This window comes from Paenibacillus sp. BAC0078 (assembly GCF_054483875.1).
Map to the genome: position 1 here is coordinate 525,703 of NZ_JBTLRW010000001.1, position 26,001 is coordinate 551,703.

22 protein-coding genes are annotated in these 26,001 nt (G+C 50.8%); 1 reads left to right on the forward strand and 21 read right to left on the reverse strand.

Going from position 1 to position 26,001, the window contains the following annotated elements; genetic code table 11:
• Positions 1-133 precede the first annotated feature (133 nt).
• The 8 genes from ACX1DY_RS02370 to dpsA form a co-directional block, all read right to left on the reverse strand.
• Positions 134-2,788, reverse strand: coding sequence for an FtsK/SpoIIIE family DNA translocase (locus ACX1DY_RS02370; RefSeq protein WP_458962587.1), 2,655 nt, complete (start codon positions 2,786-2,788; stop codon positions 134-136).
• Positions 2,789-2,914: 126 nt separating this feature from the next.
• The gene (locus ACX1DY_RS02375) at positions 2,915-3,130 is read right to left on the reverse strand and encodes a YlzJ-like family protein (protein ID WP_458962588.1); all 216 of its coding nucleotides are present in this window, start codon (positions 3,128-3,130) and stop codon (positions 2,915-2,917) included.
• Positions 3,127-3,906 carry a ClpP family protease gene (locus tag ACX1DY_RS02380; protein ID WP_458962589.1) on the reverse strand — a complete coding sequence of 260 codons (780 nt, stop codon included), beginning with the start codon at positions 3,904-3,906 and terminating at the stop codon, positions 3,127-3,129. The genes ACX1DY_RS02375 and ACX1DY_RS02380 overlap by 4 nt, the downstream gene beginning before the upstream one ends.
• A 199-nt stretch (positions 3,907-4,105) precedes the next feature.
• Positions 4,106-5,785 carry a ribonuclease J gene (locus ACX1DY_RS02385; protein ID WP_458962590.1) on the reverse strand — a complete coding sequence of 560 codons (1,680 nt, stop codon included), beginning with the start codon at positions 5,783-5,785 and terminating at the stop codon, positions 4,106-4,108.
• Between the two features lie 560 nt (positions 5,786-6,345).
• Positions 6,346-7,221: a 4-hydroxy-tetrahydrodipicolinate synthase gene (gene dapA, locus ACX1DY_RS02390; RefSeq protein ID WP_458962591.1), complete on the reverse strand. Its 876-nt coding sequence runs from the start codon at positions 7,219-7,221 to the stop codon at positions 6,346-6,348.
• A gap of 16 nt (positions 7,222-7,237) precedes the next feature.
• Positions 7,238-8,458, reverse strand: coding sequence for an aspartate kinase (gene dapG, locus ACX1DY_RS02395; RefSeq protein ID WP_458962592.1), 1,221 nt, complete (start codon positions 8,456-8,458; stop codon positions 7,238-7,240).
• Positions 8,459-8,635: 177 nt separating this feature from the next.
• Complete coding sequence (locus ACX1DY_RS02400; protein WP_458962593.1) at positions 8,636-9,232, reverse strand: dipicolinate synthase subunit B; 597 nt, start codon at positions 9,230-9,232, stop codon at positions 8,636-8,638.
• Entirely contained in the window at positions 9,233-10,129 is an 897-nt protein-coding gene (gene dpsA, locus ACX1DY_RS02405) for a dipicolinate synthase subunit DpsA (protein WP_458962594.1), read from the reverse strand. It abuts the gene before it with no gap.
• A gap of 178 nt (positions 10,130-10,307) precedes the next feature.
• Between dpsA and ACX1DY_RS02410 the strand changes: the two genes are divergently transcribed.
• A complete protein-coding gene (locus ACX1DY_RS02410; protein WP_458962820.1) occupies positions 10,308-11,759 on the forward strand; it encodes a S41 family peptidase in 1,452 nt (483 codons plus the stop codon).
• 80 nt (positions 11,760-11,839) lie between these two features.
• Here ACX1DY_RS02410 and dut read toward each other — a convergent pair whose 3' ends face one another.
• The 13 genes from dut to rbfA all read right to left on the reverse strand — a co-directional run bounded on the left by dut (position 11,840) and on the right by rbfA (position 25,987).
• Complete coding sequence (dut, locus tag ACX1DY_RS02415) at positions 11,840-12,286, reverse strand: dUTP diphosphatase (protein ID WP_458962595.1); 447 nt, start codon at positions 12,284-12,286, stop codon at positions 11,840-11,842.
• On the reverse strand, positions 12,264-13,529 hold the full coding sequence (locus ACX1DY_RS02420; protein ID WP_458962596.1) for a M16 family metallopeptidase: 1,266 nt from the start codon (positions 13,527-13,529) through the stop codon (positions 12,264-12,266). The genes dut and ACX1DY_RS02420 overlap by 23 nt, the downstream gene beginning before the upstream one ends.
• Before the next feature lie 78 nt (positions 13,530-13,607).
• Entirely contained in the window at positions 13,608-14,594 is a 987-nt protein-coding gene (locus ACX1DY_RS02425; RefSeq protein WP_458962597.1) for a polysaccharide deacetylase family protein, read from the reverse strand.
• A 148-nt stretch (positions 14,595-14,742) separates the two neighbouring features.
• Entirely contained in the window at positions 14,743-15,501 is a 759-nt protein-coding gene (locus tag ACX1DY_RS02430; protein WP_458962598.1) for an ABC transporter ATP-binding protein, read from the reverse strand.
• Positions 15,502-15,504: 3 nt separating this feature from the next.
• A complete protein-coding gene (locus ACX1DY_RS02435; RefSeq protein ID WP_458962599.1) occupies positions 15,505-17,823 on the reverse strand; it encodes an ABC transporter permease in 2,319 nt (772 codons plus the stop codon).
• Positions 17,813-19,105, reverse strand: a complete 1,293-nt coding sequence (locus ACX1DY_RS02440; RefSeq protein WP_458962600.1) for an MFS transporter — start codon at positions 19,103-19,105, stop codon at positions 17,813-17,815. Before ACX1DY_RS02440 ends, ACX1DY_RS02435 begins: the two co-directional genes overlap by 11 nt.
• Positions 19,102-19,746 (reverse strand): TetR/AcrR family transcriptional regulator, encoded by a 645-nt coding sequence (locus ACX1DY_RS02445; protein WP_458962601.1) that lies wholly within the window; start codon positions 19,744-19,746, stop codon positions 19,102-19,104. The genes ACX1DY_RS02440 and ACX1DY_RS02445 overlap by 4 nt, the downstream gene beginning before the upstream one ends.
• Positions 19,747-19,961: 215 nt before the next feature.
• Entirely contained in the window at positions 19,962-22,064 is a 2,103-nt protein-coding gene (gene pnp, locus ACX1DY_RS02450) for a polyribonucleotide nucleotidyltransferase (RefSeq protein ID WP_458962602.1), read from the reverse strand.
• Between the two features lie 252 nt (positions 22,065-22,316).
• The gene (gene rpsO / locus ACX1DY_RS02455; protein ID WP_019910460.1) at positions 22,317-22,586 is read right to left on the reverse strand and encodes a 30S ribosomal protein S15; all 270 of its coding nucleotides are present in this window, start codon (positions 22,584-22,586) and stop codon (positions 22,317-22,319) included.
• 151 nt (positions 22,587-22,737) lie between these two features.
• A complete protein-coding gene (locus ACX1DY_RS02460) occupies positions 22,738-23,685 on the reverse strand; it encodes a bifunctional riboflavin kinase/FAD synthetase (protein ID WP_458962603.1) in 948 nt (315 codons plus the stop codon).
• Positions 23,686-23,723: 38 nt separating this feature from the next.
• Positions 23,724-24,638, reverse strand: a complete 915-nt coding sequence (gene truB, locus ACX1DY_RS02465) for a tRNA pseudouridine(55) synthase TruB (protein ID WP_458962604.1) — start codon at positions 24,636-24,638, stop codon at positions 23,724-23,726.
• Positions 24,635-25,612: a DHH family phosphoesterase gene (locus ACX1DY_RS02470; RefSeq protein ID WP_458962605.1), complete on the reverse strand. Its 978-nt coding sequence runs from the start codon at positions 25,610-25,612 to the stop codon at positions 24,635-24,637. The genes truB and ACX1DY_RS02470 overlap by 4 nt, the downstream gene beginning before the upstream one ends.
• Positions 25,613-25,633: 21 nt before the next feature.
• Positions 25,634-25,987: a 30S ribosome-binding factor RbfA gene (rbfA, locus tag ACX1DY_RS02475; protein WP_458962606.1), complete on the reverse strand. Its 354-nt coding sequence runs from the start codon at positions 25,985-25,987 to the stop codon at positions 25,634-25,636.
• Positions 25,988-26,001: the final 14 nt, after the last annotated feature.

A 26,001-nucleotide genomic window follows, 5' to 3' on the forward strand; every position in this document is an offset into this window, starting at 1 on the left:
GACGACTGGCAGGACATCCTATGCATTACTTGTCTGGAATGACGAGATCTAAGGCGCTCTACCCTTGCACCGCAACAAAAAAGCACCCTTTCCGCTTGGGAAAGAGGTGCTCGGTAAAGACGATCCATAACTATTATGAACTGATCCGGTTATGCTGGAATTGCTCCAGGGACATCAGCACCTCACGCGGCTTGCTGCCCTCGTACGGCCCGATGACCCCCCGGGCCTCCATCGAGTCAATGAGTCTGGCCGCGCGCGTGTAACCGACACGCATGCGCCGCTGAAGCAGCGATACGGAGGCCTGCTTCGCTTCCAGCACAATCTGTACCGCCTGATCATACAACTCATCCTGGGGCTCCTCATCCCCCGTCACTGTCTCATCCACTTCAGGCACGATGGATTCATCGTAATTAGCTTCGCCCTGGCTGCTGACATACTGCACAATGGTTTCGACTTCCTGATCGCTCATAAAAGCGCCCTGCACACGTGTAGGCTTGGAGGCGCCCATCGGCAGGAACAGCATGTCCCCACGTCCAAGCAGCTTCTCTGCGCCAGGCATGTCCAGAATTGTCCGTGAATCCACATTCGAAGATACGCCGAAGGCGATGCGTGAAGGAATGTTGGCTTTGATCAGCCCGGTAATAACATCGACAGAAGGACGCTGGGTGGCAATAATCAAGTGAATTCCCGCTGCACGCGCCATCTGTGCAAGCCGGCAGATTGCATCCTCAACATCGTTCGCCGCAACCATCATCAGGTCGGCAAGCTCGTCCACGATAACAACAATATATGGCAGCACCGCCGCCGGATTATCCTTCATGAGATTGTTGTAGCCTTCCACATTGCGAGTGCCTGAATTGGAGAACAGCTCATATCTTTTCTCCATTTCCACCACAATCTTCTTCAAGGCGAGACTCGCACGTTTGGGGTCGGTGACCACCGGTGCAAGCAGATGGGGAATCCCGTTGTACACATTAAGCTCGACCATCTTGGGATCGACCATCAGAAATTTAACCTCATTCGGCTTGGCCTTGTATAAAATACTGGTAATAATGCCGTTGATGCATACCGACTTCCCGGAGCCTGTTGCTCCTGCAACCAGGAGATGGGGCATCTTGGCCAAATTTCCCACAATGGTCTGGCCGGAAATATCACGCCCGAAGGCGATCGACAGCCTGGATTCGGCATCCTGGAAAACCTGCGTCTCCATAACCTCGCGCATCGTTACAATAGAGACCTCGGGATTCGGCACCTCAATCCCGATGGCCGACTTGCCCGGGATCGGCGCTTCCATACGGATATCCTTGGCTGCAAGCGCAAGCGCAATATCATCGGTCAAATTAACGATCCGGCTGACCTTCACCCCAATATCGGGCTGAATTTCATACCGGGTAACCGCCGGTCCTCTTACGACCTCAAGCACCTTGGCCCTTACTCCGAAGCTTTCCAGCGTTGCTTCCAGCTTACGTGCTGTCTGCATGTAATCATTCTGGTCACCGGCTTTGCCTCCGTTGTTAGGCTTCGCCAGAAGGCGGAAAGGAGGCAGCTTGTAGGGCTTAGGCGGCGGAGGAAGCGGCGGAGCGGGAACTTCTTCCCCTTCTGGAGCCGAATCCAGCAGTCCATCCAATTGAACCGTAACCTGCTCCTCCGGCAATTCGTCATCCACAGGCTGAGCATTTGGAGGGCTGCTAACGGGATCAGCGGCTCTGATGCCTCCGTTCCGCGCAGCAGGCGAGAACTCACCCCACTCTTCACGGTCTTCCGCATTCAGTCCTTCCGAGCGGATATGCTCGAAGAAATCGCGGATAATGGGGGATACAGGCTCTGCATCATCACCGAAATAATCATCATCATCGTCAAGCTGGGACAGGTCATCATTACGAATCCCCGAGATAATTGGCATCGAAGGTGCACCTGCCGCCACAACATCAGAATCCGTCTGATCCTCCGGTTCGGTCTCGGCTGCAGGCTGGCCGGTCCGTGGAGCTCCGCTGAACCAGCCCCCGATTCTCTGCAAGAACTGCGGCTGGCTCCGGCGCGGCAGTTGCTCATCATCCTCTTCATCCTCATCGTCATCCTGCACAGGCTGCGGAGCAGGCGCCCGGCTTGCTCTAGCAGCTCTGGAGGTCACCGGTACCGCAGCAGGCCGGTTGGCAGCTCTCCGCCGGATGCCCTCCACCAGCTTCACCGCCCGGCTCCGCAGCAAGGCGAACAGCTCAACATAAGAGAGGTTCGTAATCAGCATGAAGCTGATCGCCAGCATGACAATCATCAGGAGCTTGGCTCCAAGACTGCCGAACAGCCACAGCAATACCGCATACTCCAATGCTCCGAGATATCCTCCGCTGATATCCTTGCCCAGCATGTACACATTGCTGTCGCTGGAGCCTGGCGAGAGCGCACCCGACAGGTCGTTATGTATTTGCGCAAGCACATTGCCTGGATGCAGCATCGACAATGGCCCCAGCTTCTGCTCCATTGCCGATATCGTGCTCATCAGGCACATGGACAGCACTAGCAGCAGCACGCCGGAATGGCGGCTGTTCCAGGAGGAAGGCCACCTTCTGTGAATCATCACCATCAAGCCGTAAAATATGCCGGTCAGCGGCAGCACAAAATAAAATCTCCCGAGTAAATACCCTGCCATGCTGGAAAGGGAGCGCCCTACCGCCGCCTCACCGGATAAAGCAATGACGGATAATGTAATAAGCATAATCCCGTAGATTTCATATTTTAAAACGCTGCCGAGCAGCGCTTTTTTCTTCTTCTTTCTTCTTCGTTTAGCCACACCAGCCACCCCCGGAACACTATTATACCATATAATGGCGTGGCGTACCTATGTTCTCTTTTGTAAAAAAATGCATCTTCCTGGCACTCTGTTCGCCTTTTCTTATAGGCTCCGGGATGAACTGAATTATTTATCGTAGCTGATAATCGCTCCCGGGGAGAACGCCGGGTCGAGATATTTCTGCAGCGGGCAATCCAGCAGTCTGACGATCCGCGCCTGGCCCCGTTCCAGCGGCTCCACCTGCATCAGCATACCCTGGATGCTCACCTCCTGCAGCGGCTGGACAAAGCTGATCGCACCCTCAAACACCTGCTCCACCGGTACCACAGAATACAAGGTCATTGAGTCAACCCTCCCTGTATCAAAGGCTCCGAAGCCGAAGAAATATTTCCGGCGATCATACCATTCAGCCGGTTCAGCGCGGCGCCGATGCCGCCAACCTCATCCATCAGGCCGTATTTGACAGCATCCGCTCCGCCCACAGCCGTACCAATATCGCGGTTCAGCTCGCCGGTCTGGAACATCAGATCCTTGAACTGCTTCTCGGAAATCCGTGAATGTGAGGTTACAAACCGCACCATCCGCTCCTGCATCCGCTCCATATATTCGAACGTCTGCGGCACTCCGATCACGAGACCGTTCATTCGGATGGGATGTATGGTCATCGTTGCGCTCTCGGCAATAATGGAGTAGCTGGAGGATACCGCAATCGGAACGCCAATGCTGTGGCCGCCGCCGATCACTACCGTTACTGTCGGCTTCGATAAAGAAGCGATCATCTCCGCAATTGCCAACCCGGCTTCTACATCACCACCAACTGTATTGAGGATAATCAGCAGGCCTTTAATATTTTTGTTCTGTTCAGCGGCCACCAACTGAGGAATAATGTGTTCGTATTTGGTCGTTTTGTTATGCGGAGGCAGGACGAAATGCCCTTCAATCTGCCCGATAATTGTCATGCAAAAGATATCCGGTTCTCCGGCTGGAACCGCCGCCACGCCAAGCTCCTTCACAGTGCCCGCCGCTTCCGGGAGAACAGGCTCAATGCTTCCCGGTTTCCCCTCGTCAGGAAGAGTCTCCTCGTTTAAGGCGTTATTAATTCCTTTTGTTACATCCATCGTTCGCAGCACTCCCTTTCCGCCTGCAGCACTTTTTAGCTGGAGGCATGCTAATCTTCATTAGTATGACATTCCAAGTGACTCCGTTATGCACTCCTTAACATACAAAAACCCCTTCTCCCCTGGAAACCGTCCAATATTTCCGGGGAGAAGGGGCCTTGGCCCTGCTTATTTATTTGTTAATCGTTAGCTTCTTAAATTACACTTCCATGATAATGGGAAGGATCATCGGTCTGCGGCGGGTTTGCTCATAGAGGAAACGTCCAAGCGAATCCTTGACGCTTGTCTTGAGCGATGCCCATTCATTAACCTTCTCGCTCATCAGGCGCTGGAGCGTGCCGGATACGATACGGTTGGCTTCGTCAAGGAGTCCTTCGGATTCCCGTACATAGACGAACCCGCGGGAGATGATATCCGGTCCGGAGACGATAGCGCCATTCTGCTTGCTAAGCGTAACAACCACTACCAGGATACCGTCCTGGGACAGCAGCTTGCGGTCGCGCAATACAATGTTGCCTACATCGCCTACACCTAATCCGTCGATCAGTACATTGCCTGCAGTCACCTTACCGGCTCTGCGTGCCGCACCGCCGGAAATCTCAATCACTTCACCCAGCTCTGTGATGAAAATATTGCTTGGATCTACACCAACGGATTCTGCAAGCAGTCCATGCTTGCGCTGCATCCGGTATTCACCGTGAATAGGAATGAAATACTTCGGCTTCATCAGGTTGAGCATCAGCTTCAGCTCTTCCTGGCTGCCGTGGCCGGAGACGTGAACGCCGGAATTGGAGCCGCTGTAAATTACGTTGGCGCCAAGGCGGAACAGCTCATCAATCGTACGGCCGACATATTTCTCATTGCCCGGTACCGGTGTTGCGGCAATAATTACCGTATCGCCCGGCAGAATATCCACCTTGCGGTGGCTGGAGCGCGCCATGCGGGTAAGCGCCGACATCGGCTCTCCTTGGCTGCCTGTGCACAGTACTACTACACGGTTGGCGGCCATTCTGTTCATTTCCTCAGGTTCGATCAGCATGCCGTCCGGCACGTTCAGGTATCCCAGCTCGGAAGCGATGGATACTACGTTAACCATACTGCGGCCGATTACAGTAATCTTGCGTCCCGTTGATTCCGCAGCATTAACCACCTGCTGGATACGGTGCACGTTGGAGGCGAAGGTTGCCACAACCACCCGCTGATCTGCCTTGCGGAAAATATCCTCCAGAACGATGCCGACATTCTTCTCCGAAGGAGTGAATCCGGGCTTCTCAGCATTGGTACTGTCCGAGAGGAGCGCAAGCACGCCCTTCTGCCCGATTTCAGCCATGCGGTGCAGGTTGGCATATTGACCATTGACTGGGGTGTGGTCAAATTTGAAGTCGCCTGTATGAACGACACTGCCTTCCGGTGTATCGATGCAAATGCCGACTGAGTCAGGAATGCTGTGATTTGTTCTGAAGAAAGTCACTTTGAGCGAAGTGCCCAGCTCAATTTCCGAATCTTCATTGATAAGAATACGTTTTGTTTCACCGAGCAGGTTCGCTTCCTTGAGCTTATTCTCTACAAGCCCCAGGGTAAGTCTTGTGCCGTAAACCGGAACATTCAGGTTCTTGAGCACATACGACAAGCCGCCGATGTGATCCTCATGGCCGTGGGTAAGCACAATCCCTCTTACCTTGTCACGGTTCTCTGTCAAATATGAGATGTCAGGGATAACAATATCAATACCGAGCATATCCTCTTCCGGGAACTTAAGCCCCGCATCCACGACTACAATGTCGTTTCCGTATTGAACCACATACATGTTTTTCCCGATCTCGCCGACTCCGCCCAAAGCGAAAATCGTCAATTTATCGTTGTTGTTTTTTTTGGACAAATGAATCTAACCCTCCTATGATGTTGGACGTCATACTTTTTATTTGCAAAACAATAAGCTTCATTATTTCAGCGGCGCTGAACACATTTTCAAATTGCTAATAACTTCCATAAAAAACAGAAATTCCATAAGTCTATACAATTCCGCACTGCAAATAGCTCCCGAATCGGGCAGTGAATACATTGAATGAAGCGGACAAACGCCGTCAAAATTCACCGTCCGCGCCCCTTGCGCGGAAATCTGGCATCATTAGCGCAGACTTAATCAAGGACCTATCCTGTCTCACAATGTAAAATCCATTGACGGAAGATTACCGCATATTTAATTTTAACCGCACCCAGTCACTTAAGGACATTATACATGATTTTTTTGGCAAAAGACAAGTCATCAACTTCGAATGCCTATTCTTTCCTTAGGGCTCGGACTTTCCGGGCGAAAAAAAACTACAGAAACCTGGGGTCCAGCGTTAATGCAGCGTTTACGATTTTGACATTGAACAAACATAAAAAAGGCCGGCGCTCCTAGAATAGGAATGCCAGCCTTTGAATTCAAACCCCGTCTTATTTCAGCAGCCCCGCGATAAATACCGCCTCTTCTTCAGTGGGTGGAATGAGCGGAAGCCGTACAGAGCCGACATTCTGCCCGCGCAGCCCCAGCGCATATTTCACCGCCGATGGATTCGGCAGCGGCTGCGGACATTCAAATAAGCCCTTGAACACAGGAAACAGCTTGCGGTGAAGCTCACCAGCCCGCTGTACATTTCCTGAGATAAAGGCGTTAATCATCTCTGCCATCTCCGCCCCGACTACGTGGCTGGCTACACTGATGATTCCGTACCCTCCGACAGCAAGCGCAGCAAGACCTGCAGAATCATCCCCGGAATAGACGCGGAAATCAGGCGGACAAGCAGCAGCAATCAATGTAACCTGGTCAACGGAAGCACATTCTTTGGTAGCCACAATGTTCGGGATTTCAGCCAGCCGCAAAGTGGTCTTCGCACTCATGCTTACACCGGTACGGCTGGGCACATTGTACAAAATAACCGGCAACGAAGTCTCACCGGCTATGGCTGCAAAATGCTGGTATAGTCCTTCCTGGTTCGGTTTGTTGTAATATGGAACGACTAAAAGCACGCCGTCCACACCGATTTTCTCCGCTTCCTTCGTCAAATGTATAGAATGTCTGGTATTGTTGCTGCCGGTTCCGGCAATGATTTTGCAGCGTCCAGCAGCCTTCTCCAGTACAAAAGCAAACAGCTCAAGCTTCTCTTCATCGCTTAAGGTGGGGGATTCTCCGGTCGTTCCGCAAACTACGAGCGCTTCGGATTTCTGCTCCTCTATGAGGTAATCGACAAGCCGTGAGGCGGCTTCCCAGTTGATCTCTCCAGCCCCGTCAAAGGGGGTCACCATGGCGGTTATTAATCTTCCGAAGTCCACTTTGAATTCCTCCTTGTCAGCGGTGTAATTCAAATTTGGCATGCAATGCGCGCAGCGACTGCACCATGTCTTCCTTTTTGACCAGAACCCAAATGGTTGTATTGGAGTCCGCTGACTGCAGGATTTGAATATTCTGCGAGCTTAGCGCTTCAACGATGCGGGCCATGATGCCGGGAACGCCATTGATGCCGCCGCCGATGACAGAGACCTTAGCGCAGCCGGACAGGCTTGAAGGACGCAGCCCCAGCTCCTGCAACGCGGCAATCGCTTGCTCCGACTTGTCGTCATTTACGGTATATAGAGCCTCGCTTGGCGTCACATTGATGAAGTCCACGCTGATGCCGTTGTCGGCCATGCTTTTGAAAATTTGCAGCTGCACGCCGGTTCCGTTGCCTTCCGGACACTCCACCGAAATCTGGGTAACATTGCTGACATAGGCGATCCCTGTGACATACCGGTCCACAACCCCATTCGAAACATCGCTAAATCCTTCAGGATGGGTTACAAGTGTACCTTCGGCTTCGGAAAATGTAGACCGTACGCGCACTGGGATCTGAGCCTGCATCGCAATCTCAACGGCGCGGGGGTGAATCACCTTGGCCCCTTGATAAGCCATGTTGCAGATCTCCGTGTAGCTGACATAGGTCAGCTGCTTGGCATCCTCGACAATCCGCGGATCGGCGGTAAGAATTCCATCGACATCCGTATAAATGTCAACCATGTCCGCACGCAGTGCAGCGCCGAGCGCAGTTGCTGACGTATCGCTTCCGCCGCGTCCAAGGGTCGTGAAATCACCGGCTTCGGTCTGACCCTGGAACCCGGTTACAATAACTACCTTTTGTTCGCGCAATTCACGCAGAATGCGTTCGGTCCGCACATCGAGAATTCTTGCATTGCCGAAGCTGTTATCCGTGAGAAATCCCGCCTGTGCACCTGTCAGCACTGTCGAGCGGATGCCCTCCTGCTCCAGCAGCCCGCACAAGGTTGTTGCCGAGATGATCTCTCCGCAGCACATCAGCAGGTCCTTCTCCCGGTCCGGCAGTGAATTTCCGTTCTGCACCGCCCAGTCCAGCAGTGTATCAGTCGCATAAGGCTCACCTTTGCGGCCCATGGCCGACACTACAACAACCAGGCTGAAGCCGCTGGCCAGCTCCCGTTTGACATGACGGATAACGTGTTCTCTGGCCGCAGGTGTGGAGAGTGAGGTTCCGCCGAATTTTTGCACCAAAATACCCATGAATAATTCCTCCATTACTTCTCTAAGCAAGCACACTAATATGTACGCAACCCATTATTCCATGAATGGAATAAATCAGCTTGCGCCTGGTCTTTTAAAGTGTTGAACCGCCCTCAGGTTGAGGACGGCTTATATGAGCCTTATAATCGGAGTGCCTGCATAAAACGAATCTGTTGTCTATGCTGAATGAAACCGTTCGATAATCATGGGCTGCAGCTGATTGCCCTGCAGCGCCGCATAACAGGCCTCGGGAATGAGATCCATCTGCGCCACAAGTGAATTAGGCTTGCCCTGCGGGTTATCCTGGCCGAACGGCACAAAATAAATATTCTTGGTTACCAGCAGCTTCGCAATGTTCGCCGCGTTCAGGCCCAGCCCATCGTTGGTCGAGATCGCCAGCACCAGCGGACGCCCATTGCGCATTTGTGACTTGGCAGCCATAAGCACAGGGCTGTCTGTCATGGCGTTAGCCAGCTTGCTCGTCGTATTCCCTGTGCAGGGAGCGATAGTCAAGACATCCAGCAGCTTGGAAGGACCCAGCGGTTCCGCTTCAACAATTGTAGAAATGATATCATTCCCTGTTATTTCTTTCAACTGTTTTAGCCAATTTTCCGATGTGCCGAAGCGGGTATCCGTATTTAGCACGGATGCGGACACAATCGGGACCACTTTGGCTCCGCCATCCATAAAACGCTGAATCTGCGGCATGACCTCCGCAAACGTGCAGTGGGAGCCGGTAATCGCATAACCTACTGTTTTTCCATGCCAATCCATTTATTCGTCCCCCCTGTTCAAACTCTCGTCAGATATCGACTGTACCAGCGCACCTGCCATAATGATGCCGGCGCTTTTGGGAGCAACGATCCCGGGCAAGCCCGGTGCCAGCATAGCCTTGATCCCGCGTTTTTCCGCATAGCGGAAATCGCACCCGCCCGGAGCGGAAGCCAGATCAATAATTACACAGTGCTTGGGAAGACGCGAAAGCACCTGTGCCGTGATGATCATACTTGGAATTGTATTGAAGATGAGATCCACCTCAGCCACATGAGCCAGCAGCTCTCCGGTCATAAAAGGCTTCCAGCCCATCTCCTCGGCGCGTGCGTAATGCTCCTGTTTTCTTACCCCTACCTTCACGCTTGAACCTAAGCCCTGCAGCGCCCTTGCCATTGTAAATCCGGTTCTGCCCATGCCCAGCACCATAGAGGTAGAGCCGTGAATAGTAAAATCCGTATTCTGAATGGCCATGACCAGCGCACCTTCCGCTGTAGGGATAGAGTTGTATATAGCCACATCGTCCCGGTTCAGCAGCTCCACCAGCTTAATTGAATTCTTAGCGCACAAACCGCGCAAATAACCTTTGGCCATGCCGGTATAAACCGTACAGCGCGCCGGCAGCGCCGCAATATGCTCCTCCCGCAGCTGTAAACGGTGATTGGAGAACAGCGCATTGATATTCCCTTCGTCATCACAGCCTACCGTAGGCAGCACCAGCACATCCGCACTGCTTAGCAGCTCTGCCGACATCTGTTCCAGGCTCACCCCTGGGCTTGGGGCATCCCACTTTTCGAACCCGGCAGCGCTTACCGTCGCATCCATTTCCACACATTTCCGAATCACTTCAATCTGTCTCGCGTCCCCGCCCAGGAACACGATCCTGATGCCAGTAAGCATAGGGATGACGCTCCTTTCAACATGCACACTATTGACTATAGAGCATCTTATGCCGCAGGCTGCGGATGGGTGATGAGCGGAGAAGAAATACTGGGCACTCCAAAAAGATCACAGAAATCTTACCGGGATCATTCTATAGTTAACTAAAAATGTAAAAGGAAGGATTCCGGTGCACAACATGAAAAACAAATGGACAACCTATGCGCTTCCGCTGCTGGCGGTGATCATGATTGCAGCCGCTGTGTTTTTCACCACCAAAAAAGAAAAAGCCCTTCCCCCTTTGCCGTCTTCAGCTCCAACTGCCCAAGCCGTATCCAGTCCTCAGCCAAGTGCTGCATCTACTCCCGTACCTGACGAAAAGAAGCTGACCCCTGAACAAATGAAAGCGGATCTGAACTTTCTGGTGCAGACGCTGGCGGAAATGCATCCGCGGCTGATTAACGGCTGGAATGTCGGAGAGAAAAAAGTGATTGCGGAAGCCTACTCCAAAATCCGGCAGCCACAGACACCGGGAGAGTTCTATTTCATTGCCGATGAGATTGTGTCTCTGCTGCACGACGGACATACATACATTTACAGCTTCTCAGCACGGCGCCTGCTGGATTTGCCCTTGTACTGGAGCCGGGAGGGATTGGTGGTGACTGAGGATAGAGGCGTCCTCAAAACCGGCGATATTGTGACAGCCATAGGAAACCGCAGTATTAATGAGCTGGAGCAGGAACTGGCCAAAGCCATACCGGCGGAAAATAAACAATGGGTGCGGGAGCAAGGCACAACCTTTGTAATATCCGATATTTTTCTGAACCATTTAGGGCTTACCCGCGACAATCAGGCCACAGTTCAAGTAAAACGGGGAGTTCAAAACGTAGAAGGCACCTTTACATTTACAAGCGACAACTCCGGGAAGTTCTATAATCCATATCCGGGCGCCGAGACTGATGTGAATTATTATTTTGATAAAAAGCTGCCTTTGGGTGTTTTTGAATTAACGACGTGCAATTACGATGATCACTATGTTCAGATGGTTAAGGATTTTTTCGCTGAGGTTAACAAACGGGGAATACGATACATAGCGGTCGATTTGCGAAACAACGGGGGCGGAGACTCCAGAGTAGTGGATGAGTTCATGTCCTATCTGAAGGTGAAGTCTTATCGTACTTACGGCGCAATATTACGCTTTTCACCACAGGTTCATGCGGCATACGGCGGGCAGGAAAGCGGTACTGCAAAATATGCTCCCAGTGTGACTGATAACCCGCTGAAAACGGCGCAGCCCTTCAAAGGAAAGCTGTACATTCTAACCTCACCGCGAAGCTTCAGCTCCGCCAATATGTTCGCCGTGACGGTTCAGGATAATCAATTGGGCCTGATTCTCGGGGAAGCCACCGGAAATAAGCCTTCCTCCTATGGCGACGTCCTTCCTTTCAAGCTGCCATCATCAGGCCTTGAATTTCAGGTTTCCTTTAAAAACTTCACCCGTCCCAATCCGAAGCTCGATCCTGCGGATGCAGTCTTTCCGGATATTGAAGCTTATACCACCGTCAAAGATATCATCAAGCGGCGGGATGCCCAGATGGAGAAGTTGCGCGAGGTAGTTGAAGAGAATCTGCAGACGAAAGTGTCAAAATAGAAAAAAGCTTGCGGACAATGCCGTTACCGGCGTTCTTCCGCAAGCTTAGTGTGTAGTGTACGATGAAACGGTACAGCTTCTTATTTGCCCGTATGCCCGAAGCCGCCTGCTCCACGCTCTGTTGCGGACAGCTCCTCCACTTCGACCATTGTTACGGACGGCACCGCCTGGAAAACCATTTGGGCAATCCGCTCATTGCGGGCAATGGCAAATGGCTCCTGCCCCAGGTTGATCAGGAGCACCTTGATTTCGCCCCGGTAATCGGCGTCGATGGTACCCGGTGTGTTCAGGCAGGTGATGCCGTGCTTCAGCGCCAGGCCGCTGCGCGGACGGATCTGCGCCTCCAGGCCGTCCGGCATGGCCAGCGATATACCGGTAGGGATAAGTGTGCGCTCTCCCGGAGCAAGCACGACAGGCTCGCCTACAGCAGCGTACAGGTCATAGCCTGAGGCTTGCTCCGACATTTTGCGAGGCAGCAGCACATCCTCATTTCCCGGAAGCTTGTTAATTTGAACGTAATAAGACAAGATCATCTCTCCTAACATTGGCTATAGCTTTGTCTGTAGAACCTACCATCGCCAGCGCGAGCGGCTCGGCAAACATATGGTCCAGCAATTGATTGACGTCATCCATGGTCACCTGCTGGATTTTGGCGATCATCTCATCCAGTGTATCATGTCTTCCAAGCATCAGCTCATTTTTGCCGAGACGGTTCATCCGGCTGCTTGTGCTCTCCAGGCTGAGGATCAGACTGCCTTTGAGCTGCTCCTTGCCCTTTCTCAGCTCGTCCTCGCTCAGTCCCTTGACCGCAAGCTCATACATCATCTCTTTGATCAGCTCAGTCACCGCTTTGGTCTGTTTCGGCGCAGTCCCGGCATATATAGTGAACATCCCGCTGTCTGTCTGTGAGCTGTGGTAGGAGTACACCGAATAGGCCAATCCGCGTTTCTCGCGGATTTCCTGGAACATCCGTGAGCTCATCCCGCCGCCGATGGCATTGTTCAGCAGCACCATTGGATATTGCAGCGGACCACCGCTTTGGACGCCCGGCAAGGAAAGGCAAATGTGGTTTTGCTCGGTTTTCTTGCGGTGAAACAGCAGCCCGCCATGAAAATCAGGTGCTGTCAGCGTGGAGGTTTCTCCGTGATTGTCGAAAGATCCGAAATGCTGCTCCAGCAGCTCGATTAATCCGTCATTGATATTGCCGGCTACGCTGATGACCGTATTCTCTATCGTATACTGCTGCTTCATATAAGCGCGCAGATCGTCGGGTGTCATCTCCAGCAGCCGTTCCTTCAAGCCCAGGATAGTATAAGCAAGCGGGTGTTCCCCGTAGGCGGCGGCACACATCAGATCATGCACCAGATCATCCGGCGTGTCCTCGCACATGGCAATTTCCTCAAGGATGACGTTTTTTTCCTTCGCCAGCTCTTCTGCATCCATCCGTGAACGGAAAAACATGTCCGCCAGCACGTCGACGGCAATCGGCAGATGCTCATCGAGCACTTTTGCATAATAGCATGTATATTCCTTGGAGGTAAATGCATTGACGTTGCCGCCAATGGCATCGAACTGTTCAGCAATATCCTTGGCGCTATAGCGGTCGGTTCCTTTAAAAAGCATATGTTCGATAAAATGTGAAATCCCGTTATTAAGCGGGTTCTCGTTCCGGGAGCCTGTTTTGACCCAGATTCCGAAGGAAACGGACCGGCCGGTGGGAATGGTTTCGGTAACCACCCGCAGACCGTTTGATAATACTATTTTTTCCACTTCTAAGTCCTCCTGGCATAGACCTGTTTCTATCTGTATTTGGTATTCGCGCCTCTTATCCTACCAGAAATAAGCGGCTCACTCAACATCTGCGGGGATCAGGCGCTCCGCTGAGAGCGTTTGACTGACTGTCCCAAGCTGCAGGCCTTTGGCTCTAATCCCCCGTATCATGCCCCGGAGCGCCTTAGAGGAAGAGTCTGTCGGATGCATCAGGATCAGAGTTCCCGGCTCCACCTTGCTGCTGATTTTGGCTATAACCGATTCCGGTGAAGGATTGCGCCAATCGACCGTATCGAGCGTCCACAGCACTGTTTTCAGCCCCAAGGAAGCGGCGATGTCCACCGTCTCCTGATCAAAATCTCCCGATGGCGGGGCAAACCAGGTATTGGTGACCCCAAGGCTCTCCTTCAAGAGCTTCTGTGTCTTCTCAATCTCGGCGGTGGCCCGTTCCCGGCTTAAGGTGCTCATATCGGGATGGGTATAAGCGTGATTCTCCATTTCATGCCCGCGCTTCAGCATTTCGGCGGCAAGCTCTTTATTATGGCTCAGCCAGCTTCCGTCCAGAAAAAAGGTAACCTTCACCTTCTCCTGATCAAGAATATCGAGCATCGGCATAATATATTGATTGCCCCATGCCACATTAATCATCAGTGAAACCATCTGCTTGGCCGGGTTGCCCCGGTAAATCGGCTGCGCTCCCAGGTCGTTCAGCGAAACCTTGGGCGGTATTTGCCGGTACAGGAGCTTCACAGGATCTTTTGCCCCCCGAAGCAGTGCCGTCTGGTATGTAGCCTCAATGTCCACCTCAAGCCCGTTATAGCCCGGAATGGCTTTCCATACCCGGTCAACCGTGGCATCCACCGCAGGACTGTTCAGCTTGGCTGCCTTGTTCTCAATCAGTGTGCGCAAAGCATCCCTCGGCTCTGTGGCAGTATTGCTCCATACAGCCAGTCCAGTCTGCGGTTTAAGCTGGGCCAGCATGTCCTTCAGTGGTCCATAGGTGCTGCCGATACCGATTACCACAGCAATGCAGGCTAGAATAATCGCCGCTTTATCCGTCTTCATGACGTCCTTCCTCCCTGGCAGAAACGGTTCGTTGGTCCGTCCCGCACAGGGTGAGTGCACAGGACGCTTTGTCCCAGCCTATGTATCCCCGGAAGAAAATATGCATATAAACGCCCAGCAGCAGCACTCAGCGTGGATCATTGCATTTTCAAATTCCTATTTCCCGCATTTTCTCAGTGACTTTTTTAATCCTGTCGTCAATACTTGTGCCGCTCAATTTCGGAATCCGTATCTCGCTCACAATATTTCCGTCACGCATAAACATAATCCGCTCCGCCCGGGCCGCCACCTTTGCATCGTGAGTTACAAGCATAACCGTGGTGCCTTCCGCGTTGATTTCGGAGAAAATGTCCATAATCTCCTGTGCGGATTTTGAATTAAGCGCGCCAGTCGGCTCATCACCGAAAATAATTTTTGGATTGTTCATAAGCGCACGGCATATACCCACACGCTGAAGCTGCCCTCCCGAAACTTGTGTAATATCACGTTTTTCCAGTTCCGCAATACCTGTCTTTTTCATAAGTGCTTTTGCTTTCCCGGTAATCTTCAGGGCGCTTCTTCTGTTGTCCCGCATTGAAGGAAGTATGATGTTGTCGAGGATATTCAGATTCTTCAGTAAAGTCGGCTGCTGAAATACAAATCCCATTTTTGTTCTCCGTATATCTGAAAGCTCATTTTCCCTCAGTGCAGATAAATCCCTGCCGTCAAATGCAATCTTTCCGCCGTCAATGCCATCCATTCCGCTCAGCGCAAACATCAGCGTCGATTTTCCTGAGCCCGAAGGCCCCATAACCGCAACGAACTCGCCTTCGTCAATTTGGGCAGAGACTCTATCCAGAGCAGTGTATTTTTCCTTGCCCTCGCCAAAAGATTTTACTATATTTTCACCGATAATAATCTTCTTCATAAGCTACTCCTTTATATTTTCGGATATTCTAATTTGCTGCGCACCCGATGTGCCGATTATGGTTGCGATAAGTACAGAACACACCATCATCAGCGGATACAGCAAATACGCCGAAAGCGGATTGACCACAAATTTAAACGACGAGGCTCCAAACGAGGAGATCACCGCACCTGCAAGTATTTCTCCCAGAGTATTTGCGAGTAGCGTACCGATAACAATTCCGGCAATCAGCACGAATACCGAGCGGGAAGCATACTGCGCCATTATATCCGAGCTTCTAAAACCTAATGCTTTCATTATGGCAATGGAATGTCTGTTCTTTACGACAAGCAGCTTCATAAACAACAGCGTAACCAGTACCGTTATTATTAACGCGACGGCAATTGCGACACGGGCGGCTGTCCCGACGGAGTCTATGGTTGAGCCGAAGGTCTGAGCAATATATTCATCAATGCCCGATACCTTTGCAAAATCATATTTTGCCGCATATTCCGAAACCTTGCTGCCCACAACAGATTTATCCGTAAGCTCCGCACAAATCACGCTCCACATCGTATCCGCCGAATTGTCGGCGAAAACAGCTTTTGCAGTTTTGCCGCCATTGGTGATGTCAGAATAAATTCCGCTTACCGTGAGCTTCTTCTCCTTCCCCTGGGCCACCAGTGTCATGCCATCACCGACTTTTTTGCCAAGCTCATCGGCGTTCATGGTTGAAAGGGCAATTTCATCAGCTGCGGCGGGCGCTCTGCCTACGGAATATTGCAAAGGGAAAATCGAATGATCGCCTAGCTCAATTTTGATCCGTTCCTCTAAGCCGCCCTCTGTCCTCACTGTAAATGTCTTAGTCGTAAGCACAGTGAATTTGGAGATGGCCCTGTCGTTCTCCAAGGCCCTTGCAATTTCGGAAACTTTTCCGGGAATATTACCGGTCTGCTGAAGGTCAAAACGCATATCACTTTTTCCCATTCCCATATATGTGATGAAGCCTTTTGAGGAAATCGTGTTGTACAGGTTATGTGGAACAAGCATAATAAAAGCCGAGATAACAAGCACCGCAAGCATTGTGGCGTAAAGTCTTTTACTGGCAAGAACATCTTTGATGCCGAGAAAAATATTCGTGTTAACCAGTCTGTTTCGGCTCAAGCGAAAATGCTTCGCGCCCGCAGATTTTTCCTGTGAAGTACCGAAGCGTATAGCTTCCACTGCGGATATTTTCTGAAAACGCTTCAGCACTCTGCTTACATAGGCAATAATTGTAAGGAAAACCAGCAGGACACCCATGATTCCGATAAACAAGCCAACGAAAGAATTTCTGCTTTCCCCCATATAAAGCCTTATATTCTCTTGAAGATTGCCTCTGAACACAAACGAAAGTGCAAATCCAAGAAAACAGCCAGCAGCCGCAAGCGCAGCGTATTTTGCAAGATATATTTTCTTTATATCGGAGACATGCAGCCCGATTGCCTTCATAACACCTATTTCGCGGTAGTCGTCCTCGATTTTTGCGAGCAGCGTGAAGCGTATGCACATCAGGGCAACTGCAACGACAAGCATGCTTACAAGAAGGATTACGGCGATCATTAGTCCGTCGGAAATTGCGTTAAGCATTTTGAAAAGCGAATATGTAATCGTAGGCCCGCCCGCTTCAAGTCCGGCAGAGGTGTAAGCGGTCTGGAATGCGCCAAGCAGGGACAAGTCTTTTAATCTGAATTCAATCAAATATTCTTTGTTTCCGAAATCCTTGATTTCAGCATAGTCATTCTCACTCACAAGAAACCTCTTTGAGGAAGCGAGCAACGAGTTCATCTGCGAATCGCGTAGAAATCCAGCAACAGTAAATTCCTTACCGGATATCACAGCCTTGTCGCCAATCTGTGCGCTGCCGTTCTTCATGTAGCTGATCGGGACGTAAAGCTCCCCATCGGATACCTGTATAGGCTTTCCGTTAAGGTCAAGAAGATAATCGAATTTTTTGCTTTGCGTGCTGAATCCGTTGTCCTGAACGCTGTCCGCAAGCGATCTTCCGCCAATCACAATCCGCACACTGTCAACGTTAAGAAATTCAAGCACCTGAAATTCAGCGACATTACTATTCTGCTCTGCAAAAGCCGCAAGCCGTGCAGTATCAATTACACCCGAATGCATCTGCATAAAATGCGGGGTTTTCGCCTGAGTGATCAATGAATCTATCGCACTGGATAAATTTACGACAAGCATGGCCACAAGAGAAACAAGCATGGCAGCAGCTGCTACAAATCCCATAGTTATCAGCGTTATCAACTTGCTTTTCGAAAAATCATTACGAAGGATTCTATAATACATAATTCCCTCCATGTTCGAGCTTTGCAACCGATTTTATGTTATATAGAATTACTGAAGTCACACATGCCAGTACTCCGGCGATGAAAATAAGTAATCCGGCGCCCCTGCCGCTGCCCGTGCCGATGATCCTTCCCACACTGTCATCAAACCTTCCGCCGTCAACCAGCAAAGGAGTGAATATATAATCGGTAAGTACACCGGATAGCGCATAAGCGGCAACAAAGCCAAGCTGAGAAATGACACCAATAAGTCCCCACGCTCTACCCTGAACTGAATTATCAATGTTGGTGCGAATCAGAAAATCCAGACATGTATTTATAATGGGGAGCATGGCGAAAAATAAAAATCCGGAAACACAGATGAGCACAATATTTTCACGCAGTCCGAACATCGCCATAAATATCCCGGTGAAAAACATGGATACCGAAAGTATTTTCACATAGCCTTTTTTTATCGTAAAAATTCCTATCAACACGCTGCTCAAGAGCATTCCCAAGGCGATTATGGTTTCAACCGTTCCTAATGCGTAGCTGTCCGAAAAAGCGAGGATCATGGGGGTGGAAAGTGTCTCTATAAAGCCGAGGAAAAAGGTCAAAACCGAAGTCATTATCACAAGAACAAGCACTCCCCTGTTCCCGGAAACGGCGCTCCAGCCTTCTTTGAATTCACGGGTCAGTGATTTTGCCTGTTCATATTTCTTTGCAACAAGACCACTGCGTACAACAAACGTTGAAGCAACCGTTACAAAAAAGGTGCAGATATCGATAACCAGCAGCAGCTTTATATTTGAAACGGTAAGCAGAAATCCCGCAATCACTGGCGAAATCAGATATTTGGCCGACCCGGCCACCTGAACAAAACCGCTTGCCTTGGTATATTGCTCCTCCGTAAGCAGATCTGTAACTGTAGCTTTATATGCGGGATCAAGCAATGATGAAAACACCGAGCTTATGGTAACTCCCACACAAATCTGCCATAACTCAGCTTCTCCACGGAACATACACATCAGAATGAATACAAGCCCCAGGCCGGAAAGACTGTCACCCAGCATCATTAAAAGCCTGCGGTCATAGCGGTCCGCCAGCACTCCCGCCAAAGCACTTAAAAGAAGTGCCGGCAAAAACGCAAGCAAGGTTACAAGCGCCGTTGCCGATGCCTTGCCCGTCTGCTCAAAGACATAAATTCCAAGCCCAAACGATGTAAGCCCACTGCCTACTGCTGAAATAAACTGTCCCGACCACAGAAGAAGGAATTTCCCGAACGATTTACCGGAGTTATTCATGGGCTGTCTCCACTTTCTCCGCCAAACATCTGCATTACGTGCATTAGACTTCCGTTTTCGGCACCGAGCAGCCTTTCTGCGTTGAATGCAAACGCCTGCAGTCGTGAAAGGCGTCCCTCATCCGTCATTTCCACCATGTCGTTATCAAAAATGGTATTTAAATAGATTACAATCATCTCCATGCATTCATGTGGAAACGGTGTTTTGAAGAGGCCCTGCTCAATCCCTTCCTGGATGATCCCCCCCAGAATCGGCGGAACGCCGCTGATGATAACCCTTTGTATTTTCTGATGCATAAGCGCGTTCTGCGGCTTGTGAATATGCTCCATAATTTCCTGAGAGCTATTGCCGCTTATGTTCAGTGCCATTACAACGCGCATAATGCGCTCATATACAGGGATGCTCTTGTCTAAGGCAATTTCCTGCGCTCCACCTATAAGACGGGTATTATATCGTTCAATCAGCGCATCCATAATATCCTCCTTCGACTTGAAGTGGTAATATAGCGTACCCCGCGCAATTCCTACTTTTTCGAGAAGATCATTTGTACTTGTACCGTCAAAGCCCTTCTGCCCAAACAGCTCATCCGCTGCATCGAGGATCTCATTTCTGCGTTCTCCAGCCTCTTTTACTGTTCTCATTTTTCGTACGTCTCCTATTCGTAGACCGACTGTCTGTCGGTAATATATTAGCATACTGCTTTTTAGCTGTCAAAGGGGGGTAAGCTCAATGGACTAAGCTATAAAAAAAGAAGCCGTTCAACGGCCCCCTGTGAAGTAAAAAAAGAGCCAGAACGCAATTGCTTCTGTCTCTTCTCATTCATTCAATTGACTTCGATACTATGCTTATAGCGAAATTACGCTTTGGCTGCACCTTCAGAGGTCAGCACAGCTTTGCGCGACAGGTTGACGCGGCCCTGCTGGTCGATTTCGGTTACTTTAACAGTAATCGTGTCGCCAATGGCTACAACGTCTTCCACTTTGGCTACGCGCTCAGTAGACAGCTGGGAAATATGCACCAATCCGTCTTTGCCGGGAATCAGTTCGACAAAGGCGCCGAACTTCTCAATGCGGCGGACGGTACCCACGTAAATTTCACCGACCTGAACTTCCTTCACAATACCTTCGATAATGCCGCGGGCTTTCTCAATCATCGCTTCGTCGGAAGAGCCGATAAATACGCGTCCATCCTGTTCAATGTCGATCTTTACGCCGGTTTCTTCGATGATTTTGTTGATGATCTTGCCGCCTGCACCGATAACATCGCGGATTTTGTCCGGGTTGATGTTGATGATGATAATCTTAGGCGCGTATTTGGACAGGCTTGCTCTAGGCTCGGAGATGGCTTCCATCATTTTGCCCAAGATGAACATACGTCCTTCTCTAGCCTGCTGCAAGGCTTCCTGAAGAATCTTGCGGTCGATACCGGCGATCTTGATATCCATCTGAATCGCGGTAACGCCTTCAGCCGTACCTGCTACCTTAAAGTCCATATCGCCCAGATGGTCTTCCATACCTTGGATGTCCGTCAGAATCGACACATGCTCGCCGTCCTTGATCAGACCCATCGCTACACCGGCTACAGGCGCTTTAATAGGCACACCTGCATCCATCATTGCCAAGATGCTGGCGCAGATACTGGCTTGAGAGGTAGAACCATTAGATTCAATAGCTTCTGAAACCAGACGAATCGTGTACGGAAATTCAGTTTCACTAGGAATGACTTTGGACAATGCGCGTTCCCCAAGGGCTCCGTGTCCAATCTCACGACGACCCGGTGCTCTAAGCGGACGGGCCTCCCCTACGCTGAACGGCGGGAAGTTATAGTGATGCATGAAGCGTTTGGTTTCAGCCGGATCTATGCCATCCAGAATCTGCACATCTCCAAGCGCGCCAAGCGTACATACGCTAAGAATCTGCGTTTGTCCACGTGTAAAGAGTCCGGAACCATGTGTGCGCGGCAGTAGAGCTGTGTCGCATTCAATTGGACGGATTTCGTCCAACTTGCGTCCATCCGGGCGGATTTTGTCATGAGTAATCAGACGTCTTACTTCATCCTTGACGATATCGTGGAGTACTTCCTTGACATCCTTCAAAAGCTCAGGTGTTTCTATGTATTTCTCAACGAAATACTCCACCGTCTCATTGTTGATCGCGTCGATGGCATCCTGACGGGCATGCTTCTCGGCAATCTTCACTGCTTCAACCAAACGGGTCTGCGCATAGGCACGAACCTCGGTATTAACATCGGCGTTAACCGCATGCAGCTTCACGGCCATTTTTTCCTTACCGGCAACGGCAACCAGTTCTTCGATCACAGCTACAATCTTGCGGATTTCATCATGCCCGAACATAATCGCTTCCAGCATTACATCTTCCGGCACTTCATTGGCTTCTGCTTCCACCATCATGATAGCGTCCTTGGTTCCGGCCACCACAACATAGATGTCGCTGACCGCTTGCTGCGCAACATCAGGGTTAATAATGAATTCACCGTTAATTCGGCCTACAGCCACACCGCCAATAGGTCCATCAAACGGCACATCGGAAATGCTGAGCGCTGCGGAGGTACCGATCATGGAAGCAATGTCAGGAGCGCAATCCTGATCGACGCTCATTACCAGATTAAGCACTTGCACATCGTTGCGGAAGCCTTCCGGAAACAGCGGGCGGATCGGACGGTCCGTCAGCCGGCTGGACAGAATGGCTTTCTCGCTCGGTCTGCCTTCCCGTTTGATAAATCCGCCAGGAATTTTACCTACTGCGTATAATCTTTCCTCATAGTTCACCGTAAGCGGGAAAAAATCCAGATCTTTAGGCTCACTGGAGGCCGTAACCGTACACAATACTGCAGTATCTCCGTAACGGACCATAACAGCGGCGTTGGCCTGCTTGGCGAGACGTCCTGTTTCCAGCACGAGGCGTCTTCCGCCAAGCTGCATTTCTACACGTTTTTCCATAAAATCCCTCCTTGAATCTAAAATGAAACGGAATCCATATTCCCAAAGGAAAATGACCGGTTCTGTATGGTTTACAAGCAAAAACGGCTTGTCCTCTGTGAGGTTAAATAGCCGTTTTTACAAATCATATCTACTTGCCTCTGCCATAGTTTTCCCTAAATTTTCAAAAAGCAACCCGGCTGTCCCGCTGTCGCTCGTAAGAAGGACATACGGTATACAACCAGGCTGCTTTAGGGTCATGCTTATGGAAAATTAGCGACGCAATCCCAGTTTTTCGATCAGGGCGCTGTAACGTCTGATGTCTTTGTTCTTCAAATACGCCAGCAGTTTACGACGTTGTCCAACCATCTTCAGCAGTCCGCGGCGGGAATGGTGATCCTTCTTGTGCGTACGCAAGTGGTCAGTCAAATTAACGATATTCTCCGTAAGGATAGCAACTTGCACCTCAGGGGATCCAGTATCGGATTCATGAGTTTTGTGCTCGTCGATCAATTGGTGTTTACGCTCTTGAGTCAATGCCATCCTGTTCACCTCCTTCAATATAATCGCCAGTAGCCTCGTCACCGTCGGTGAGAACATGCAACCAAGCTAAGGTTATGGTGCTGTCATTCCAGCAACGTTAATCAGTATAGCACCTTCGAACGCAAATGTAAACGGCATGTCCGGGCATAGCTTAGGATTGATAATTCAGCAAGCGTTTTGCTGTCTCTGCATCGTCACCAATTTGCGCGATCAAGGCGCCAATCGAGTCGAACTTCCGCTCAGGACGGATGAATGAGACCAATTCCACCTTAAGCTCCTGCCCATAAATATCCCCTGCAAAATCAAACAGATGAACCTCGAAGCTTGGAGCAACAACTCCCTCGTGGAAGGTTGGCTTCACCCCGACGTTCATTACACCGTAGAGCACTTCAGCTTTATGATAAACTCTAACCGCATACACGCCCTTTGCCGGAATAACATAGCGGTCTTCAAGTTGAATATTCGCAGTAGGGAACCCTATGGTGCGTCCGCGCTTCTCTCCATGCACTACTGTGCCCCGCAGATGATAACAGCGTCCGAACCATGCATTCGCGAGGTCAAGCTCCCCGGTCTGGAGGCTTTTCCGTATGCCGGAGCTACTTACCTTCTGACCTTCAATCAAGAACGGAGCTGTAGTCTCCACAGTCATCACGCCCTGGCCCAGTTCACGAAGCCGGCCAGCATCGCCTTCACCTTTGTACCCGAAACGGAAGTCGAAGCCTACTACAGCTGTAACAATATGCAGCGGAAGCAGCATAACGGAGACAAAATCCTCAGGACTCACCCGGGAAAGCTGCTCATTAAATTCCATGATATACAAAATATCGACGCCCATGCCGGCAAGAATATCTTCCTTGTCCTTCGGCGGGGTTAAGTATCCATCATAATCGCCTTTGCCCATTACATCCTTGGGATGCGGATGGAAGGTCAAAACTGCTGCCGGTACACCCTCTTGGCGGGCCAAAGCTACAGCAGATGCAATGACGCTGGCATGTCCGAGATGCAGTCCGTCAAACTGCCCCAGTGCGACCACTTGCGGCTGAGCCCACTGTGCTGCCGTCTCCGGCGGCATGGGATAGCTTAAGGTTACGGTTCTCACGCTGATTCTCACCTACAATTCACAAATGAAATTAAGAATTACGCTTGTGCAAATACTTTAACAGGTGCAATCGCACCCATCTCATCCAATTCATAAATACCCAGGAACTCGCCAAGAAGATCATAGAGGCGGAAATGTCCGGCCTGCTTCACTTCCGGCGCAACATGGCGGACAGAAAGTCGCTGCCCCTGCAGAGCAGCCTTCTTCTTCTCCTCCATCACCGTGTACCTGGGCAGATGGGAAATAGCTTCATCGGCAGCAATCAAATGCTTTTCAAGCGTTCCAGCTTCCTTATGGGCAGCAATTTGGTCCAGCGTCAGGCAGTGGCTGGCGGTTATTCCGGCGGACATTGTCCGCTCGAGCTTCACCATCACACCCGGAAGTCCAAGCGCCTTGGCAATATCGACACATAGGGTGCGGATATAGGTTCCTTTGGAGCACAGCGCACGAAATGTAATATCGGGATAATTGCCGCTCCAGACCATGTCTGTCATTTCAATCTCATAAATCTCGACCTCACGGCTTTTGCGCTCTACGGTCTTTCCTTCTCTGGCGAGTTCATAGAGACGCTTACCGTCTACCTTCACCGCAGAATACATAGGAGGAACCTGAGAAATCACGCCTTTAAAAGAATGAAGCACAGCGAGTACCTCGGCTTCCGAAACGCGCACCTCATCTACAGATTCCGTAATCGTTCCGGTTAAGTCCTCCGTATCACTGGATAATCCAAGTCTTAAGGTGGCGACATATTCCTTGGGCAGCTCCTGGATATATTCCACGACCCGTGTGGCCCGTCCGAGACAAAGCGGCAATACGCCCGTTACCTGGGGGTCAAGCGTTCCGGTGTGGCCGATCCGCTTCATGCCAAGTATGCGCCGGGCCTTAGCTACTACATCATGCGAAGTGAACCCTGCAGGCTTATAGACAGCGAGAACACCTGTAAGCTCACTCATAGATGGCGTCTAACCTCCTGAAGCACGAGCGGAATCGCTTCTTCAAGTGTTGCATCAATACGCGCACCTGCAGCCCGGGTATGACCGCCCCCGCCAAAAACTTGCGCCAACGCTGCAACATCCACTCTGCCTGCAGAACGCAGGCTGACCTTCACCGCACGCTCATTAATGACCTTGAACAGCATGCCAACCTCTACACCGCGGATGTTGCGCGGATAATTAACAATTCCTTCGAGGTCTTCATTCGCAGCATCACAGTCCAGCATATCCTGCGGCGTCACACTCACCCAGGCAACATCACCTTCCGGGGATAGCTGCAGTGTGCTTAGGGCACGGTTCAGCACCTTGACTTGCCCCAGTGTCAGCTCCTCCAGCAGCGTTTCCGCCAGCTCAGGGCCATTAACACCGAGTGCAAGCAGCTCCGATACAGCTGCCATCACTTTCGGCGAGGTATTGGTGTAGCGGAAGCCGCCGGTATCCGTGAGGAGGCCCGTATAGATTGCCGTGGCAATATCAATATCCCATTCCACCTCAAACGTCTTCAGCAGGTCGAACAATATTTCAGCAGTCGCAGCAGCGTCCGGTTTGATCAGCGTAGCATAGCCATACCCGTTGTTAGTGGGATGATGGTCTATATTCAGAATGAGGGCATCGCTGGCAAAAAAACGCTGGGTCAGTCCAACACGCTGAAAGTCGGCACAGTCGACGCAAATGACATGACGGTACTGGCGGGGCAGATCGCCCTCAGCCAGATTGACAATCTCATCGGCATGCCATAGGTACCTCATACGCTGCGGGATCGGTCCTTCGTTCAGCATAGTATATTTTTTGCCCAGACATGAGAGAAGCCAGCCCACCGCGAGGGTGGAGCTGACTGCATCTCCGTCCGGCTGAACATGCGACACTACAAGATAATCGTCGTGTTCCAGCAGAAACTTACGGGTCTGCTGGAGACTTTGTTCATAGCTCTGCATTCGCCGTCTCCTTTATGTTTCCTAGCTTTCTTCGTGTTTGCCAATTTCACCAAGCAGCTTCTCGATATGACTTCCGTATGCAACGGATTCGTCAATCTTAAAGATCAGCTCAGGGGTATGGCGCAAGCGGATCGCTTTGCCAAGCTCTGTGCGGAGAAAGCCGTTCGCTTTCTCAATCGCTTTGAGAGAACCTGTAACCTGCTCCTCATCCCCGAATACGCTCAGGTATACTTTGGCCTGCGACAAATCGTTTGTCACATCTACGCCGGTTACTGTTACAAACCCGACACGCGGGTCCTTGAGTCCGCTTTGGATGAGCTGGCTCAGTTCTTTTTTGATCTGCTCGCCAACCCGTCCGGCTCTGATTTTAGACATCTATATTCACCTCT

Bases quoted from the DNA above. Each gene is read 5' to 3' on its own strand.
- ACX1DY_RS02375 (WP_458962588.1), bottom strand. From the start codon at position 3,130: ATGACCTTGTATTCTGTGGTACCGGTGGAGCAGGTGTTTGAGGGTGCG.
- ACX1DY_RS02380 (WP_458962589.1), bottom strand. From the start codon at position 3,906: ATGGATGTAACAAAAGGAATTAATAACGCCTTAAACGAGGAGACTCTT.
- dapG (WP_458962592.1), bottom strand. From the start codon at position 8,458: ATGGGTATTTTGGTGCAAAAATTCGGCGGAACCTCACTCTCCACACCT.
- ACX1DY_RS02400 (WP_458962593.1), bottom strand. From the start codon at position 9,232: ATGGATTGGCATGGAAAAACAGTAGGTTATGCGATTACCGGCTCCCAC.
- dpsA (WP_458962594.1), bottom strand. From the start codon at position 10,129: ATGCTTACTGGCATCAGGATCGTGTTCCTGGGCGGGGACGCGAGACAG.
- ACX1DY_RS02410 (WP_458962820.1), top strand. From the start codon at position 10,308: ATGAAAAACAAATGGACAACCTATGCGCTTCCGCTGCTGGCGGTGATC.
- ACX1DY_RS02425 (WP_458962597.1), bottom strand. From the start codon at position 14,594: ATGAAGACGGATAAAGCGGCGATTATTCTAGCCTGCATTGCTGTGGTA.
- ACX1DY_RS02430 (WP_458962598.1), bottom strand. From the start codon at position 15,501: ATGAAGAAGATTATTATCGGTGAAAATATAGTAAAATCTTTTGGCGAG.
- ACX1DY_RS02435 (WP_458962599.1), bottom strand. From the start codon at position 17,823: ATGTATTATAGAATCCTTCGTAATGATTTTTCGAAAAGCAAGTTGATA.
- ACX1DY_RS02440 (WP_458962600.1), bottom strand. From the start codon at position 19,105: ATGAATAACTCCGGTAAATCGTTCGGGAAATTCCTTCTTCTGTGGTCG.
- ACX1DY_RS02445 (WP_458962601.1), bottom strand. From the start codon at position 19,746: ATGAGAACAGTAAAAGAGGCTGGAGAACGCAGAAATGAGATCCTCGAT.
- pnp (WP_458962602.1), bottom strand. From the start codon at position 22,064: ATGGAAAAACGTGTAGAAATGCAGCTTGGCGGAAGACGCCTCGTGCTG.
- rpsO (WP_019910460.1), bottom strand. From the start codon at position 22,586: ATGGCATTGACTCAAGAGCGTAAACACCAATTGATCGACGAGCACAAA.
- truB (WP_458962604.1), bottom strand. From the start codon at position 24,638: ATGAGTGAGCTTACAGGTGTTCTCGCTGTCTATAAGCCTGCAGGGTTC.
- ACX1DY_RS02470 (WP_458962605.1), bottom strand. From the start codon at position 25,612: ATGCAGAGCTATGAACAAAGTCTCCAGCAGACCCGTAAGTTTCTGCTG.
- rbfA (WP_458962606.1), bottom strand. From the start codon at position 25,987: ATGTCTAAAATCAGAGCCGGACGGGTTGGCGAGCAGATCAAAAAAGAA.